The organism is Fodinisporobacter ferrooxydans, from assembly GCF_022818495.1.
Classification (GTDB): Bacteria; Bacillota; Bacilli; order Tumebacillales; family MYW30-H2; genus Fodinisporobacter; species Fodinisporobacter ferrooxydans.
This window is the reverse complement of the sequence record NZ_CP089291.1, coordinates 2,081,176-2,098,766: the sequence shown is the minus strand read 5'-3', so window position 1 is coordinate 2,098,766 and position 17,591 is coordinate 2,081,176. Positions and strand designations below refer to the sequence as shown.

Here is a 17,591-nt window from a genome sequence, read left to right as displayed (position 1 = left end):
ACATTGTCGGATTAATTCTTTGTTTTAAAATCACCGACACGTTGAATATTTTCCGCTTTCCATTGACCGTTTACTTGAACCAGTGTTTCTTTCCATATTGTTTTGCTATCCGTTACATAGTAATGATTCTGTTCATCGACATAATCAATGCGAACAGGCTCTGCAGCAAGCTTTTGAACCGCTGATAACGCCACATTGTTTTCTTCGTTGTTATAATTCAATACTGCCACCAATGCTGCAACAAGTGCGATTACCAAAACCAATCCCAAAATTGCAAACTCAGTTTTATTGTAACTGATCGTTTCTGCATGTGAAGTTGACATAGAAATGACCCCTTTCTAAAAAATGATCCAATTAATCTGCCCTATCTATATTAAAACAAAATCTCGCAGATAGAAAGAGTTCGTTGGTGAAAGAATTAGGAAACTTCTCTAAATACTTGTTATCGTATCGTAATTTCAGTTGTTTACCATACATTCTGTTATATCTATAATCATACTAAGCCATTCTCTCTGAATTTCTCATGGAAATGCGGGTGTGTCTCAATTGGAATTGAAACAATTACAAACCTTTCAAGTGGTCGCAAGAGAACTCAGTTTTACGCGCGCCGCGGAAATCCTCAACTATGCCCAATCCAGCATTACAGCGCAAATACAAGCGCTGGAGGAGGAATTTCATACACCGTTGTTTGAACGACTGGGCAAACGGATTATACTGACGGAAGCTGGAGAACGTTTAGTGTATTATGCCGATCAATTGCTTCAGCTTGCAAACGAAGCATTGCAAATCGTTCCAGGCAGCTTAGAACCTGCCGGCGTGCTGCAGATTGGAGCACCTGAAAGTTTATTCACATATCGCTTGCCGCCCATTCTCAGGGAATTTCGGAGACGCTATCCAAAAGTACAACTGCGTTTTTATCCGGGAATATGTCCCGATCTGAGACGAGCGGTTGCAAAAGGAGAACTGGATGTTACACTCTTATTAGAAAAACCTGTACACATGGAGTCTTTAAACGTGGAGCTGCTGCGAATCGAAAACACGTTTGTATTGGCAGCTCCCGATCACCCTTTGGCATGTTCGAAGCATGTGTTGCCGACGGATTTAAGCGGACAATCCATTTTGGTAACAGAAGTGGGGTGCAGCTATCGGGAACTGTTTGAACAATCTTTGACAAAAGAAAATGTTCAACCGGATACAAAACTTGAGTTCGCCAGTGTGGAAGCGATTAAGCAGTGCATCATGACCGGGATCGGCATTGCCGCGTTGCCTGAGATTACGGTACAAACAGAAATTCAGCAAGGCAAGTTAGTTCCTCTTCACTGGAGCGGCAACGATCTATCTGTCGTGACTCAAATTGCCTGGCACAAAGACAAATGGCTTTCACCTGCCATGCGGGCATTTATCGATTTGGTGCGCGAGATGTTAAGGAGGCAAACGATGCAAACCATTCAAAGTCTTGAACAATTTTACACGGAAATTCGCAATGCAAAGTCCTCTGTCATGATTTTTTCGGCAGATTGGTGCCCAGATTGCAGATATCTTGATGGATTCATCGATGAAATAAGCAAGGAATATGAACAACACTTTCAATTTTTCAAAGTGGATCGAGATCAATTCCCGGAATTATGCGACACGTATGATATTTTGGGAATTCCAAGCTTTATCGTGTTCCAGGAAGGAACCATTAAAGGTCGTTTTATCAGCAAAAACAGAAAAACCCGCAAAGAAGTCGAAGATTTCCTGAATCAAGTGTTACAGGCTTAACTGTCCTGCCGCCTTCCGACACACCTATACGTTCATCTGCATATTACTATCAATATGTCTTTGAATGGTCGATGCCTAAAACAAGTCGGACGGGTGGCGGAGATATATGGCGTTTGCAACTTGGTTAACGATCTTGGGCTTGGCTCTTTCGTCGAGTATCGATAACTTTGGAGTAGGCATATCGTATGGAGTCAGTAAAATACGGATCGGATTTCTTCCGAACATGATTATTTCCGTGATTGCGTTCCTTTTTAGCGTCATCGGAATTCTTTTCGGAAAATACGTAGCCAAAATGATTCCAGGAATGTTTTCCAATATTGTCGCAGCTGTATTTTTATTTATTGTCAGTGTACGCATCATCATGATCACACTCTCGGCAAAGAAACGAGATTCTGCTGTACCAAAACAGCCGCGCAAGAAGAAAAGCAAACTGAGTTTTGCCAGTGATTATTTAAAGGAACCGGAAAAAGCGGATTTTGACCATTCGGGAGAAATTAGCATTATGGAATCAATCGTCTTGGGTGTGGCTGTCTCCATGAACGCTTTAACAAATGGCTTAGGTGCAGGAATGTTAGGGTTGCCTCCACTTGCCATCTCGATTGTTTCTGCAATTTTCAGCTTTCTGGCCATTTGGTGGGGTGTGGCTGCCGGCAACAAAGTCGCAAACATTCGGATCGGTTCATTGAATATCGGGCAATTTAGTACTGCGATTAGTGGTATTATCCTGTTCATTACCGGGATCCATATTCTTTTTACGTCCTGAGTTCAAAGCCGCTGCGGACTCGTTTCCTTCAACCGCCATGCGAATCATGTGATCGATGTCGGACAATTGAAATGACGTCTATCATGATTCATTGAAGAAAAAGCAAGCGGATCGGTTATGCTTCTCGCGTATGGATTCGCTTCTTTTTCCAATCGATTTACAAGTAAAATTTCTATTGTCTATCAATTATTTTAGAAAAGGAAAGCAGGTTTATTTTTGAAGCAAAAAACTCTTTTGTTAATCGATGGTTTTAATTTATTAAGCCGGTGTTATTTTGCCACATCGTACGGTCGTGATGTTTCCCAGTTGCCAAGAAACAATTCGGGCCTGTATATCAATGCTTTAACGGTTATGTTTCGAAAAATCTTTTCCTTGCTGCATACGTACGCGCCATCGCACATGGCAGTATGTTGGGACGTCAAACGAAACGAGACGAAAAGAAAAGAACTATTCGATTTATATAAGGGCACAAGGACGGACTTGCCTGAACCGCTTATCGAACAATTCCTGACTTCTCAAAAATTACTCGATGCCATCGGGATTTTCCATCTTTCCATTGATACATATGAAGCAGATGATATAATCGGCGCAATCGCATCGCGTTGGAGTACTGAAACGAATGAGAAATGTTTCATTTATAGCAATGACCGCGATTTACTTCAATTGCTTGACGACAATGTCTCGCAAATTATTGCGGGCAGCGGGCGAAATGATATTGTCTTCACAGTCAACCACTTTCAAGAGAAATATGGGATTCTGCCCCCTCAATGGATCGATGTAAAAGCATTATTAGGAGATAAAAGCGATAATATTCCGGGAGTTGCCGGTGTTGGAGAAAAAGCGGCCATTCCTTTAATAAAAGCGCACAAAAATATTCACGGAATTTACAACAATATAGAAAATCTCGACAAGCAGTTTCTTCGATATAAAAAGAAGCTGATAGATGGCAAAGAAATGGCCTTTTTAAGCAGGCAATTAGCCGAAATCATAACAGAAATCCCGCAAATATCGGAACTTGATTTTCATGCACTCGAGTTATCGCTAAACACTGAAAAGATTTCTGAGGAATTCAACCAATTCGAATTAGGAATACAAGTGAGCTAGATGCGGGTGACTCATGCTACTTTTCATTTAAAATATATCGTAAGATTCTAGGTGTTATATTGAGTTTGTTGCATACTTTGCTGCGATTTCCTTTTGTTTCTACAAGTCCTTTTTCGATAATTTTTTTGGCTATCTCAGATTCTATATATTTTATGCGGTCTGTAAAATTTTTGAAATCAATTTCATCAGTGGAATGAAAATATTCCAATATCGTTTTAATAAATTTTTGTATTTCTTCCTCGATTAACTGTTCTTTTGAAAAAGAAGATATCGTCCGGATTAGATTGGCATCGGCAAATAATTGGCCAGGAAGATGTTCTGCCCGCAATGTTTTGCATTCGTGTATAACAACCGATTGATTCAAAATATTCAGCAGTTGCCGAACATTTCCTGGCCAACTGTAATTCATTAGAATTTCTTCCGCACTCGCATGCAATTCTATACCGTATCGGTTGTTTAAATAATGTTTGGCTATCACCGCCACATCTTGTGGTCTTTCACGCAATGGAGGAATTGCCAATTTGACGCCTTCGATACGATACAGAAGATCCGCGCGAAAACGCTTTTGTTCAACTTCACTTTCCAGATTCCTATTTGTGGCCGCCACAATCCGAACATTGCTTTTCATGATTGCCTCACTGCCCACCCGCATGAATTCCCCTGTCTCCAGAGCACGGAGCAGTTTTACCTGGATGGGAAGGGGAGCCTCGCCAATTTCGTCAAGAAATAGTGTCCCATTATTCGCCAATTCAAAAAAGCCTTTTCTGGGTTTAACGGCTCCAGTAAATGCACCTTTCTCATGTCCAAACAGTTCACTTTCCAGCAAAGATTCAGAAATAGCACCACAATTGATTCCTATAAAAGGGTAATCGACACGCATGCTTTGTCCATGAATAAAACGAGAAAACAGTTCCTTTCCAGTACCCGTTTCCCCTTCGATCAATATATTAATTGCTTTTTTGGCTAGTTTTGCTGCAAGCGTTATGACATTTGACATGGGACTCATCGGAGCGTATACAATACCAAACTTCATAGCCATCTGCTGCAAATTTTCTTCATATGTTGCATTGCGATGTAAGGCAGCTTCCAAGAGAAATTCCAAGCGATCGATATCATCAAATGGTTTCTCAAGGTAATCCCTGGCTCCTGTTTGCATGGCAGTTACTGCTGATTTAACCGTACTGTAACCGGTCATCATGATGACTTCGCACGATGGCTGCATCTTTTTTATTTGGGCTAGTAAATCCAGCCCATTGGCATCTGGCAGCTTAATATCAAGAAGCGCCAAATCAAACGTAGTTTTCCGAATCAAATCGGATGTATCCCTTCCGGAATTTGCAATTGTTACGGCGCAATTTTTATTAGAAAATAAATATCTAAAAAATGATGTGACCTCTATTTCATCATCGACAATAAGAACATTCTTCTCTTCGACCATTTTAGTTGCCCTCATCTTCATCAAAACTTGGCAAGGCAAGTGTGAATATGCTATACGCATTTACTTCACTTTCCACAAACAACTTTCCCCCGTGCGATTCTGCAATGCCATGGCTCACGGATAATCCCAACCCCGTCCCTTTTGATTGTGATTTTGTTGTAAAAAAAGGATTAAAGATATCTTGTAAATGTTCACATTTGATTCCAACGCCGTTATCGCAAACGGATACATAAACAAAATCATGATGGTCGATCTCCATTACCCCAGTTTGAATCACCACTTTCTTTTGTTCACGGTCTTGAAGCGCATCTCTGGCATTTAGCAGAAGATTGATTAACACTTGTTCAATTTGATATTTGCTGCCTTTAACATACGGCAATAAATTACAGAATGAAGTTTCTATATGAATTTCTAATGTTTTTAATTGATATCCAACTAATTCAAGTGTGCTGCTTGCCAGTTCATTAAGAGATAATGACTCGTATTGACATTCATCTTGTCTTGCGAAGGTGAGCAAATTTTCGATTATTTTTTTGCTTCGTAATCCACATTGATAAATGTCTGATAACATTTGGTTCGTTATTTCCTCCTGATGCCGCCTCTTCAATAGCTGAACATTTCCCAAAATGACCGTGAGCGGACTGTTTAGCTCGTGGGCGACTCCAGCTGCCATTTCACCGATTGCTGCTAATTTTGCGGATTGAATCAATTGTGCTTCCAGGGATATTTTTTTGTTCAAATCTTTAAACAAGAGAATGTTATGAATGGATACGCTTACATAATCGGCAACCCTTTGAAAAAAGGCAAGCTCAGTCGATGTATATGAAATTCCACGACGATTCAGCAAAGTCAAAAATCCGAATAATTGATTCGTTTGGCTTTTTAAATCTTTAGTAATTTGAAACTCCGTTCCTTTCAATAGCAACGTTTGTGATAATTCCTCCGACAATCGTTTCTCATCAAAGTTTAAAAAATGTTTTTCTCGAAAGCTCTTGCACTCCCATAAACGATCGATGTGTTGGGAAACAAACTGGGAACGATGTGTATGATCAAGAATCGTGAGTATGAACATGTCAAACTCAATCACTTGGGACAATTGGTCCGCAATATAGATGCTGATATCTTCCCAGGAATTGTTGATATGCACCTTGGAAAGCTTACTGAGTATTTCCAACTGTTTATTTTTTGTTTTCATCTCCTCGATCACTTGTACCAATTGCGTGTAATACGTTCTGCGGGATGAACGAATACCTGTTAATATTTCGATCAATTGCTGTTTATCGTCCACTGCATGACCTCCCTATACGATTTGTTTCAGGATGGAAGCAATATCCTCAAGTGTCATGTCACGTGGATTTGTAATCATACATGCATCATTCAGCGCATTTTGACTTAAGGCAGGAATATGATCGTCTTGTAGCCCGTGCTTTGACACGGTTGCCGGAATGCCTAAATCCGTTACCAGATCCTGTACCGCCTGAATCGCCAGTCTGGAAGCTTCCATTTCACTTAAACCGAAGGTCTTTTCGCCAAATGCTTCAGCCATGTCAATGTATTTTTCCGGACAGGCAATTAAATTGAATTGCATAACATGTGGCAGCAAGATTGCAGTTACTTCTCCATGGGGGCAATCCAATAAGCCGCCGAGTTGGTGTGAAATCGCATGTGCAGCACCGAGAATTGCATTGGAAAAAGCCAATCCTGCCTGCAGACTTGCCATCGCCATCGATTCCTTCGCAGCCATATTATATTTGCTTGCGGTAGACGGACGCAAAAATTTTGCGACAAGGCGGATCGCTTGTAATGACAATACCTGTGTCAATGGTGTAGCAGCCAGAGATATATACGATTCGATGGCATGTGTCAAAACATCCATTCCTGTATATGCCGTCAGACGATGATCCATAGTTGTCAACGTCCGCGGATCGATAATTGCAATATCCGGAACCAGAGACTTTGAAATAATGGTCATTTTCACACTTCTTTTCGTATCTACAATGATTGAAAATTGTGATACCTCTGACCCGGAGCCAGCCGTTGTCGGAATCATAACCATAGGCGGAAGCGGCACAGTGATTTTGTCTACACCTTCATATTGATGAATCGTTCCTCCATTTGTTCCTAACAATGCAATCGATTTGGCCGCGTCAATTACGCTTCCTCCGCCAACTCCCAACACGGCGTCGCAATCATTATGCAAGTATTTTTTCACACCTTCATGTATTTCGTAATCCTTGGGATTGGACGTTACTTCATTCCAATTAAAATGGCTGAGTCCATTTTGTCGTAAATAGTAGATCGCTTCTTCCGTCCATCCAAAATTAAAAATTTCATGGTCACTGACTACAAAAACTTTTTTTGCCCCTAATCTGCGCAAGCTTTCTCCAACCTGATTGATGGAATTATTGCCAAAAATGATTTCGGGTGTAACAAACTTCGAGATATGCATGATTTTTCCTCCTTGATAGTATTGTATTTTTCAAACTAGCAATATTCAATAGTCGATTTTCCGTCACAATTTGCCGAGTTTTTGTTAATAGATGCCGAAAATTTGTAAAGTTACAATTCGAATTTTCCGAAAAATTCAGAAAAACAAGCGATACATACAATTGGCACATTTATTGCTTATGTAATGATATGTAAGTTCAAAAAAAGGCATGAGGAGGATGTATTGATGAAAGCTGTAATTGTAAATGAATTCCATCAAAAACTTGAGGTAACAGAAGTGCCAACTCCAGAAATCGGATATGGCGAAGTATTAGTTGATATTCATGCATGCGGGGTCTGTCATACCGATTTGCATGCCGCACATGGGGATTGGCCGATAAAACCCAAATTGCCTTTAATTCCCGGACATGAAGGGGTGGGAACGGTTGTTCAAGTGGGTGAAGGTGTTGCATCCATAAAAGTCGGTGACCGCGTTGGGATCCCTTGGCTGTATTCGGCTTGTGGCGAATGCGAGTATTGTTTGACCGGGTGGGAGACTTTGTGCAAAGACCAATTGAATGCCGGTTATTCCGTTGATGGCGGTTATGCCGAGTATTGCAAAGCGCCTGCCGCTTATGTCGCAAAAATCCCTGAAGGGTTAAGCTTTGAAGAAGCGGCACCCATTTTCTGTGCAGGTGTAACAACATATAAAGCACTGAAGGTCACAAATGCCAAACCCGGCGAATGGGTCGCCATTTATGGAATTGGCGGACTTGGACATGTTGCGCTTCAATATGCAAAAGCGATGGGGTTAAATGTAATCGCCGTGGACATTCAAGATGATAAACTTGAGCTTGCTGCCAAACTGGGTGCAGACCTGACAGTGAATAGCAAGCAGGTAGATCCGGTCCAAGAAATCGAGAAACTTGTGGGAGGAGCACATGCATCTGTAAGTGTGGCTGTAACGCCAAAGGCTTTTGAGCAGGCATATCGTTCTGTGCGTCGCGGCGGTACGTTAGTGGTTGTCGGCTTGCCGACGGGTGATATTCCAATCCCTATTTTTAACACAGTATTAAATGGCGTCACAGTAAAAGGGTCAATCGTCGGCACCCGTAAAGATCTTCAGGAAGCTTTGGATTTTGCTGCTCGCGGCAAAGTTAGGACAATCATTGAAACACAACCTCTGGAAAACATCAATGAAATATTTGAGCGGATGGAAAAAGGCCAGATTAACGGACGCGTTGTACTAAAAATGAAAGACTAAACATCCAAATCTGCGGGAGGGGGAATGAATCATGTTATACCAAAAACCAGGTCAATCGGGGAGTAAAGTGACATTTCGTGATCGCTATAAAAATTTTATCGGAGGAGAATGGATCGCTCCAGCGCATGAAAATTACTTTGAAGATATTTCTCCGGTAAATGGGAAACCATTTTGCGAGGTCGCTCGTTCGACTAGTGAAGATATTGAAAAAGCACTGGATGCCGCACATGCTGCAAAAACAGCCTGGGGTCGAACCGCTGTAGCTGACCGTGCAAATATTCTCAATAAAATTGCTGACCGAATGGAAGAAAATTTGGAACAACTGGCCGTTGCCGAAACATGGGACAATGGAAAACCGATTCGGGAAACATTGGCTGCGGACATTCCGCTAGCAATAGATCATTTCCGGTATTTTGCAGGTGCTATTCGAGCGCAGGAAGGAAGCATCAGCGAACTGAATCATAACACAGTCGCTTATCATTTTCATGAACCGTTGGGAGTCGTCGGCCAGATCATTCCATGGAATTTTCCGTTATTGATGGCAGCCTGGAAATTGGCCCCCGCTTTAGCGGCAGGGAACTGTGTGATTCTGAAGCCGGCTGAACAAACTCCCGCCAGCATTATGGTTCTCATGGAATTAATCGCAGATATACTGCCGCCCGGCGTTATCAACGTTGTAAACGGTTTCGGTGTTGATGCGGGCAAACCATTAGCCACAAACAAGCGGATTGCAAAAGTCGCTTTCACCGGTGAGACGACGACAGGCCGTTTGATTATGCAATATGCCGCGGAGAATATCATACCTGTTACGCTGGAATTGGGAGGAAAATCCCCAAATGTTTTCTTTGCCGATGTCTTTGCAAAACAAGACAAATTTGCTGACAAGGCACTGGAAGGTTTTGCAATGTTTGCCCTCAATCAAGGGGAAGTATGTACATGCCCATCCCGTGCAGTTATACAAGAAAGTTTTTATGATTCTTTTATTGAACAGGCTGTTGCCCGTACGGAAAAAATTGTTCAAGGAAATCCTCTTGATACGGCAACGATGATTGGTGCACAAGCATCCATGGATCAGATGGATAAAATAGTAACGTATATAAATCTTGGAAAAGAAGAAGGGGCTAAGCTTCTGACTGGCGGTGAACGAAACATCCTCCCCGGGGACCTTGCAGATGGCTACTATATCACTCCGACAATCTTTAGCGGAAACAATTCGATGAGAATCTTTCAAGAGGAGATTTTCGGACCGGTAGTATCAGTGACTGCGTTTACCGACTTTGATGATGCGCTACGGATAGCAAATGATACATTATATGGTTTGGGAGCGGGAGTTTGGACACGGGATATGAATACCGCATATCACTTGGGCAGAGGCATCCAGGCAGGTCGGGTATGGGTCAATTGTTATCATGATTATCCGGCACATGCGGCGTTTGGAGGTTATAAACAATCCGGTATCGGCCGCGAAACTCACAAGATGATGCTGGATCATTATCAGCAAACCAAGAACTTGTTAGTCAGCTATAGTCCTGATGCACTTGGTTTCTTCTAAAATTGGAACTTTATCGGGGGATGTAGATGGATACCAGAAAAGTAATCGCTACCAAATCCGCTTTAGATCTAATTGAAAAACTTATATCTATTCATGGTCCGCTGATGTTTCATCAATCGGGTGGATGCTGTGATGGCAGTGCACCTATGTGTTATCCGCTCGGTGAATTTCGAACTGGTCAACAAGATATATACTTAGGTAAAATTGGTGATTGTCCATTTTATATTGGAGCGGCTCAATATAGCTATTGGAAACATACACAGTTAATCATCGATGTTGTTCCAGGCCGGGGCGCCGGCTTTTCCTTGGAAAGTCCGGAAGACATGAGGTTTATCACAAAATCTCGGGTATTCTCAGCAGCAGAAATGAATTCTAAGGAAAAAGCATCAGATCATTGATTATTTGTAATTGAAACACACATAGTAAAAGAAAAGCGTATGCAAAAGGGCAGACATTGCATGTTCTGCCCGATTTTCGTTCGAGTCTGTGTGTCCTGCATCTATTCACTGACTCCACTTTCCTCCGATGCAACCCGAATTCCATTCCGTACCAGAAGTGCCGCCGTCACTCCAAGTCCGGGCCGTTTCATCCCGGCAAAGGAACCGTCATAAATCACGTGGCTGCCGCAGGAAGGGCTGCGCTCTTTCAGAATCGCTTCTTGCGCTCCAATTGTCAGCGCCATGCGAAGTGCCTGATTTGCCCCTTGCAGAAATTGCTCTGTTACATCATTTCCCTGATCATCGATCACCTTTGCCTTGCCGTCCAGCACGTCAAATCCATCACCGCCGACAATCTGTGCGGGATTTCGCGGTGTGGGCAAACCACCCAATTGTTCGGGGCACACCGGCAGTGCTTTTCCTTCTTTCACAAGTTGTTCAATTTCTCGAATCCAATTGGAACTCTTGTCATAGCGGCATTCACATCCCATGAGACAGGCGCTGACGATTTTCAAGAGACTCTCACCTCATTCGCTAGTATTTTCCCTATCATAATTGTTCCATTCTATTCTACACCTGGTTATTATATTTGCTATTTCTCTCGACTTAGGCGCTGAAGCGCCAAGTTCGGCTTTTTACCCCTTTACGACGCGATGGTTTGAATTGTCGTTTTTTTCGGTTTCATTTTCTGATTTGCTACAAATACTCCCAACAAGACAAAAAAGCCACCGAGGATTTGCGTCATTTGTATTTTTTCTCCAAGTACCAAGCTGCTCAAAATCAACGTAACAAATGGAGGTATGTTTAAAAACATGGAAGAAGTTCCGGCCCCTACCACAGAGACACCTTTATTCCATAAAAAACCGGCAACTCCTTGTGAAAGGACGCCGGCTGCCGCCATTAGCATCCACAGGTAAATATTATGGCTGATGACAGTTGTAGAAAAGATGTGCTCGCCAACGGCCGATACACCCATAAAACCGCTGCCAATGACGGTTGCATAAATGGTGACCGCATAGGAAGACATACTGGCTGTTAAACAACGGGTATACAAAATGCCGATGGATTGGGCGATCATAGAAAGTAATAGATAGATATCGCCGATCGATATGCCATGAACGCCTTCTCCCGCGCCAACAATAATTACAACACCTGCAAAACCGAGTAAAACACCGATCAGTTTAAAAGTAGTCAATCGTTCTTTCAGAAACATTCGTTCCAAAAGAATCGTACATACGGGAACCAGGGCGAATATGAGAGATGCATTGGTGGGAGAAGAATGATGGAGTCCGGTAAAATAAAACGTTTGATTGAAAAATACGCCAAATATTCCAACTGCGACTAAAAGCAGCCATTCTTTTTTGGTGGGTCGTTTCAATTTCCGTACAACCAAACCTACGATGATCAAAAACACCGATGTCAACGTAATTCGACCAAATGATGTGAAAATTGGCGAAAAACTGCGCAGAAGAATAACGCTGGCGATGTAATTACATCCCCAAATCAATGACACGGTAAAAAGCCCCAATAAAGCCGACTTTTGCTGGGACATACAACGACACTTCCTTTTTTATGAACGAATCAACAAACAAATACATTTTACTACAAAAGAATTCATTTCTGAAGCCGAAATATTAGGAACAAAAAACACCACCTGCTTGACAGGCAGTGCAGTTGATTTACCCGATATTTGTTGCACGATCCATCCTATCTCGTTCCGTTCAACACAAATACTCATTCCTGAATCGGATGTTTCACGACGAACCAGTAAAATACTGCCGTTAATGCTGCGATTATGCCGCCGGAAATAAACGCCATTGCATAGGAGCCTGATCTGTCTGCAATCATTCCTGCGATGACAGGAGAAAATGCACCGCCAAAATATCCGCCGAAATTTTGAATCGCTCCGACAGAAGCAACCATGGATTGCGGCGCTACGTCACCAGGCAGCGCCCAGGCATTTCCGGTAATCGCCGATATGAAAGCCAAAGCCAATGTCATAAACGTTAATGTCAATCCCAAATTGTGTACGAAAGGAATCAAAATACAAGCAATGCCTGCCAAGATGGCGTAAATGCTGATAAGTGCACGTTTTGCGATAATGGAAGATGTGATTCCTTTATCGACAATTTTCTTCGCCAGATATCCTCCAAGGTAGATGTCCCCAATAATTCCGCCAATCCAAGGAATACTTGCATAAATACCGAGACTGCCTAAATTTACTCCTTGTGTCTTCAGCAAATAGAGAGGAAGAAATGTCAAGAAAATATTCCAGATCCAAATCGTACAGAAAAAACCCAGTATCATGCCAAGGATCGAACGATTTTTAAATAAAGAAAGCCAGGAAATCTTTGCTGTTTGAATATTTTCTTCAACACCGGCGCCATCGGATTGGATGTAGTCCGATTCTTCTTTCGTCAAGCTCCGGCTTTTGTCAGGATTGCGATAGAATAGCATGAATAACACGATAAACACGATTCCGATCAATCCTGTTGCATAGAAAAGCGCCCGCCATCCATACGCTACCATGATGGACACGAGAATCGGCGGCGCCAGCGCAGGTCCCCATTTGGACGATGAATCCCAAATCCCCGTTGCCAGGCTTCGTTCTTTTCTCGGAAACCAGGTTGCCGTAAGTTTGGCAGAGGTTGGGAAACAGGGAGCTTCTCCAACCCCTAATAATGTTCTCCAAGTTAAAAATGTACCCATTTTACTGCAAGCGCCTGTGAAAAATGTTGCAATACTCCACCACACCACTGCAATCGAATAAATTCGCTTTGCGCCAAATCGGTCAATCAGCCAACCGGATGGCAATTGCATAATGGCATACGTCCAAGCAAAAACAGTCCCCATTAAGCCGATATCTGTGTTGTTCAGATGCAATTCCTTGATCATCTGCGGTGCCGCAATCGACAAGTTTGCGCGGTCAAGATAGTTGATAATTCCGCCGATTAACAGCCAAATCAAAACACCCCATCTTACATTGCCGCCTGGCTTTAAAGCAAGTTCTGGCTGACTTCGTTTTGTCTGCAACATACCGATCCCTCCCTATACAATCTTGTGAAGATCTATTGCGAGGAGACATTGCATGATGCCTCCTTGTAACCGGGGAACACACGATTCAAAAAGGGAACCACAGCGTTTTTAAAAAATGGGTACCAACGTTTACAATGTTTGATTAGGGTTGCAATACAATCTTCGGATAGCGGGCCGTGCCGGAGACCTGTTCTTCAAATGCGGCACCCCCATCCCGTAATGGCCGCAGATCCAACCAGGACCGCTCGCCGCCCGGCAAAAATCCGTCGTTTACAAATGTGACGGCTCTTGCAAATTCAAAATCGCTATAGCAAAATGTTCCGTATATTTCAATTTCATCCCGAACGATGACATTTCCCGGAACGGTGGTTGGATCTTCATGCAATCCGATCAGCACGATTCGCCCGCCGCGGCGCACGGCTGCAATTGCCTGCTGCCGTGTACGTTCAGAACCCACCGCATCCACGATGCAGTCTGCCCCATCGGGAAACAATTCCTGAATCTTCTGTTGCGCATCTGGCTGTTTGGGGTTGATCAGATGTGTTGCCCCCCATGCTTTTGCTTCTTCCAGCCGAAGCTCATTCGTGTCCATTGCAATGACCTGACTGGCACCCATAAAACGCATGCATTTCATGGCCATGAGACCGATAATGCCGGCACCGATCACAATCCCGCTGTCGCCAGCTTCCACACGCACCCGATTGACTGCGCGCAGAGAACATGCCAGCGGCTCAGCCAAAGCGCCATCGACGATATTTGTCACAGGGAAACAATTCCGTGCCGGTACTGCCACAAATTGCGCAAATGCTCCAGGAAAATTGACGCCAATCAATTTGCGCTCTTTGCATAACTGACGGTTGCCCCGATTGCAAGCCTTGCAATTGCCGCATGCGATCAATGGATTGGCGGTGACAAGCTGGCCCAAATATTCCTCGGATACTCCTGCACCAAGCTCCACCACAACGCCCGAAAACTCATGCCCCATGACCAAAGGCGGCACCCGCAAGGAATTATGTCCAAGATAGCCGGATAATTCCGAACCGCAGATCCCAACCGCTTTTACTTCGAGTACAACCCAGCCGGGCGATGCACCGGGTCTTTCCATTTCTGAAAACTCCATTTGTCTTGGTCCTGTCCAAACCAAAGCATCCATTTCAATCTTCTCCATCCATTCATGTATGTTTTATTTTTTAGAATCCGCTTCCTAATCAATCACGCACAAGCACCTATTTTTACTATGTTTATCCGTTTGCGTATATGAAAATGCTTATAAAAATCCTAATGACCGCCCAAGTATGCCGATTGCACTTTATTTTCTTTGAGCAAGTTTTCAGCCGTATCGGAATATGCCACCCGTCCGTTTTCCAGTACGTAGCCCCGATGTGCAACGCGCAAACTCATATTGGCGTTTTGCTCGACGAGAAGCACTGTCATCCCTTGCTTATTGATCTTTTGAATCGTTTGAAACACTTGTTTGACAATCACCGGCGCGAGACCCAACGATGGCTCATCGAGCATCAGGATCTCCGGCTTTGCCATCAGACCTCGGCCAATCGCCAGCATCTGCTGCTGACCGCCGCTGAGTGACCAGGCAAGGCGATCAATCAGCGGCACCAAGTCAGGGAAAATCTCCAAAACTTCTTCAATATCTTTGTTTAAATCCGCTTTTTTGGCTTTACGATTGGAACTTCCCATTAACAGATTTTCCCGAACGGTCAATCCGGGGAACACTTTTCTTCCTTCCGGCACATGAACGATCCTGTCTCGCACGATATTTTCCGGTGACATTCGGTCTATTCGTTTTCCCTGATAGACGATTTCTCCTTTGGTCGGATGCATCAGCCCTGAGATCGTTTTGAGCGTTGTCGATTTGCCGGCGCCATTGACGCCGAGCAATACCACGACTTCGCCTTGATTTACTTCCAGCGAGATATCGTGAAGCGCCACAATTTCACCATATCGGGATTCGATTTGCTCAAGCTTAAGCATAGTCATATTCGATCTCCTCCCCTAGATATGCTTGAATGACGATCGGATCATTTAAGACCTTTTGAATGTCGCCTTCACTGATCTTGCGGCCAAAGTCCATTACGTACGCCCGTGTTGCGACTTCTGCCACAAGGGACATGTCATGTTCAATCAGTAAAATGGTCAATCCCATTTGGTTCAGTTTTTTGATGAGCTTTACCAGCTTTACCGTCTCTTCCGCGTTCATTCCCGCTGCCGGTTCATCCAAAAGCAAAAGTTTCGGTTCGCTGACAAGAGCCCGGGCAATTTCGACCAATCGCTGCTGCCCATACGGAAGATTTTTCGCTTGCTCCTGATGCCGTTCAATTCCTACAAACCGGAGAGCTTCCAATGCCTTATTTGCAGCCGTCCTGTCCTCCATCAATCCTTTACGCCGTCCAACGAGCGTTCCGATGATTCCCACAGAACCTTTCGTGTGACTGCCGATCATCACATTCTCAAGCACTGTCAATTCCGGGAACAGGCGAATGTTCTGGAACGTACGGGCAATCCCTTTTTTGGTTATGTCGCTCGGTTTTAAACCCGCGATATTTCCCCCTGCAAAAACGATCTCGCCATCTGTCGGCGTGTAGATGCCGCTCAATAGGTTGATCGCAGTCGTTTTGCCCGAGCCGTTGGGACCGATCAGGACAGCGACATCGCCCTCTTTTACGACAAAATCGATGCCGTTTACCGCTTTGACGCCGCCAAAATGCTTATGCAGGTTTTTGACTTCAAGTACTGTATTTGGCGCATTTGGCTTTTCTTGCGTCGACAAAAATGATAAGCGTTCCAAGTGTGCAATCGAACCAGATGGGGTTTCTTGTTTTTTATTTCGAATCTTGCGCCATATATTTCTTGCTACACCCCAAATGCCGTCCGGAAGGAAAATCACGACCAAAATCACGAGCAAGCCATAGACGACCATGTAAATTTGTTGAAGGCCGCGCAAGAATTCAGGTAAAAATGTCAGGAGCACCGTCCCTAAAATCGTACCGATAATCGAATCGGAGCCGCCGACGAGCGCCATTGAAAAAAAGAGCACCGATTGGTCGAACGTATAGACGTTTGGACTGATATATCCTGCACCTGCTGCATAAAAGACACCGCCGATCCCCCCAATCGCTGCACTGAACGCAAACGCCAGGGCCTTGATCCAAAAAATGTTGATACCAGCTACATCTGCCGCCAATTCGTCTTCTCGCAGTGCAAATAAGGCGCGTCCCAGCCGCGAATGTTTGAGGCGATAGACCAAGTAACAAACAATACACAGGAAACCCAGAATAAACCAATAATAATTTTGATCATTTGTCAGATCCCATCCAAAGAAAGAAGGACGCGGAATCCCGCTAATGCCGTCAGCACCTTTCGTGAGGGATGACCAGTTGTTAAAAATAAGATTCAAAATAATCTGGAATCCGATCGTGACAAGCGCCAGATAATGTGTCGTGAGTTTCAGGGAAATCATTCCGAGAAATAAGCCAAATACAATCGGGCAAATGGTCGCAACAATCGCTGCCGGCCAAAACGACCAGCCTGCTTTAACAGCCAAAATGGCTACTGTATAGGATCCGAGTCCGTAAAAAGCCGCTTGTGCCAGCGAAATTTGTCCGGAGTAACCCAAAAGCACAGTCAGGCCAAGTGTTGCGATCGAATAGGACACTGATAAAATCATTAATGTGAGAAAATAACTGCCCAACCGCCCCCCGGGAAGCAAAAATGGCAAGGCAGCGGCAAGCAGGACGAGTGGTGCGATTTTTACAAGTGATCCAAGGGATTTCATCTGTATCCGCCACCTT

At 43.8% G+C, this 17,591-nt stretch carries 16 protein-coding genes; 6 read left to right on the top strand and 10 right to left on the bottom strand.

Features of this window, described 5'->3' with window-relative positions; genetic code table 11:
- Nucleotides 1–11: 11 nt before the first annotated feature.
- The gene (locus tag LSG31_RS10105) at nucleotides 12–323 is read right to left on the bottom strand and encodes a hypothetical protein (RefSeq protein WP_347439137.1); all 312 of its coding nucleotides are present in this window, start codon (nucleotides 321–323) and stop codon (nucleotides 12–14) included.
- A gap of 223 nt (nucleotides 324–546) precedes the next feature.
- On the opposite strand from LSG31_RS10105, the gene LSG31_RS10100 reads away from it, so the two are divergent.
- The 3 genes from LSG31_RS10100 to LSG31_RS10090 all read left to right on the top strand — a co-directional run bounded on the left by LSG31_RS10100 (nucleotide 547) and on the right by LSG31_RS10090 (nucleotide 3,631).
- Nucleotides 547–1,764: a LysR substrate-binding domain-containing protein gene (locus LSG31_RS10100; protein ID WP_347439136.1), complete on the top strand. Its 1,218-nt coding sequence runs from the start codon at nucleotides 547–549 to the stop codon at nucleotides 1,762–1,764.
- A gap of 106 nt (nucleotides 1,765–1,870) precedes the next feature.
- Entirely contained in the window at nucleotides 1,871–2,527 is a 657-nt protein-coding gene (gene ytaF / locus LSG31_RS10095) for a sporulation membrane protein YtaF (RefSeq protein WP_347439135.1), read from the top strand.
- A gap of 216 nt (nucleotides 2,528–2,743) precedes the next feature.
- Entirely contained in the window at nucleotides 2,744–3,631 is an 888-nt protein-coding gene (locus LSG31_RS10090; protein WP_347439134.1) for a 5'-3' exonuclease, read from the top strand.
- A gap of 16 nt (nucleotides 3,632–3,647) precedes the next feature.
- On the opposite strand, the gene LSG31_RS10085 is transcribed toward LSG31_RS10090, so the two are convergent.
- From LSG31_RS10085 to LSG31_RS10075, 3 genes are read right to left on the bottom strand one after another with little or no spacing between them, the layout of a single operon-like run.
- The gene (locus LSG31_RS10085; RefSeq protein WP_347439133.1) at nucleotides 3,648–5,069 is read right to left on the bottom strand and encodes a sigma-54-dependent transcriptional regulator; all 1,422 of its coding nucleotides are present in this window, start codon (nucleotides 5,067–5,069) and stop codon (nucleotides 3,648–3,650) included.
- A gap of 1 nt (nucleotide 5,070) precedes the next feature.
- Entirely contained in the window at nucleotides 5,071–6,357 is a 1,287-nt protein-coding gene (locus LSG31_RS10080; RefSeq protein WP_347439132.1) for a sensor histidine kinase, read from the bottom strand.
- Nucleotides 6,358–6,369: 12 nt separating this feature from the next.
- Nucleotides 6,370–7,518, bottom strand: coding sequence for an iron-containing alcohol dehydrogenase (locus LSG31_RS10075; protein ID WP_347439131.1), 1,149 nt, complete (start codon nucleotides 7,516–7,518; stop codon nucleotides 6,370–6,372).
- Nucleotides 7,519–7,743: 225 nt separating this feature from the next.
- Here LSG31_RS10075 and adhP point away from each other — a divergent pair, with 225 nt between their 5' ends.
- From adhP to LSG31_RS10060, 3 genes are read left to right on the top strand one after another with little or no spacing between them, the layout of a single operon-like run.
- Nucleotides 7,744–8,760, top strand: a complete 1,017-nt coding sequence (gene adhP / locus LSG31_RS10070; RefSeq protein ID WP_347439130.1) for an alcohol dehydrogenase AdhP — start codon at nucleotides 7,744–7,746, stop codon at nucleotides 8,758–8,760.
- 31 nt (nucleotides 8,761–8,791) lie between these two features.
- Nucleotides 8,792–10,312 carry an acetaldehyde dehydrogenase ExaC gene (exaC, locus tag LSG31_RS10065; protein ID WP_347439129.1) on the top strand — a complete coding sequence of 507 codons (1,521 nt, stop codon included), beginning with the start codon at nucleotides 8,792–8,794 and terminating at the stop codon, nucleotides 10,310–10,312.
- Nucleotides 10,313–10,338: 26 nt separating this feature from the next.
- Complete coding sequence (locus LSG31_RS10060; RefSeq protein WP_347439128.1) at nucleotides 10,339–10,710, top strand: DUF779 domain-containing protein; 372 nt, start codon at nucleotides 10,339–10,341, stop codon at nucleotides 10,708–10,710.
- Nucleotides 10,711–10,811: 101 nt separating this feature from the next.
- On the opposite strand, the gene LSG31_RS10055 is transcribed toward LSG31_RS10060, so the two are convergent.
- The 6 genes from LSG31_RS10055 to LSG31_RS10030 all read right to left on the bottom strand — a co-directional run bounded on the left by LSG31_RS10055 (nucleotide 10,812) and on the right by LSG31_RS10030 (nucleotide 17,575).
- The gene (locus LSG31_RS10055) at nucleotides 10,812–11,264 is read right to left on the bottom strand and encodes a 2-thiouracil desulfurase family protein (RefSeq protein ID WP_347439127.1); all 453 of its coding nucleotides are present in this window, start codon (nucleotides 11,262–11,264) and stop codon (nucleotides 10,812–10,814) included.
- Between the two features lie 128 nt (nucleotides 11,265–11,392).
- On the bottom strand, nucleotides 11,393–12,301 hold the full coding sequence (locus tag LSG31_RS10050) for a DMT family transporter (protein WP_347439126.1): 909 nt from the start codon (nucleotides 12,299–12,301) through the stop codon (nucleotides 11,393–11,395).
- Nucleotides 12,302–12,483: 182 nt separating this feature from the next.
- Entirely contained in the window at nucleotides 12,484–13,785 is a 1,302-nt protein-coding gene (locus tag LSG31_RS10045) for an MFS transporter (protein WP_347439125.1), read from the bottom strand.
- 142 nt (nucleotides 13,786–13,927) lie between these two features.
- Nucleotides 13,928–14,938 (bottom strand): zinc-binding dehydrogenase, encoded by a 1,011-nt coding sequence (locus LSG31_RS10040; protein ID WP_347439124.1) that lies wholly within the window; start codon nucleotides 14,936–14,938, stop codon nucleotides 13,928–13,930.
- 125 nt (nucleotides 14,939–15,063) lie between these two features.
- Nucleotides 15,064–15,774 carry an ABC transporter ATP-binding protein gene (locus LSG31_RS10035; protein ID WP_347439484.1) on the bottom strand — a complete coding sequence of 237 codons (711 nt, stop codon included), beginning with the start codon at nucleotides 15,772–15,774 and terminating at the stop codon, nucleotides 15,064–15,066.
- Nucleotides 15,767–17,575, bottom strand: coding sequence for a branched-chain amino acid ABC transporter ATP-binding protein/permease (locus LSG31_RS10030; protein WP_347439123.1), 1,809 nt, complete (start codon nucleotides 17,573–17,575; stop codon nucleotides 15,767–15,769). The genes LSG31_RS10035 and LSG31_RS10030 overlap by 8 nt, the downstream gene beginning before the upstream one ends.
- Between the last annotated feature and the right edge of the window lie 16 nt (nucleotides 17,576–17,591).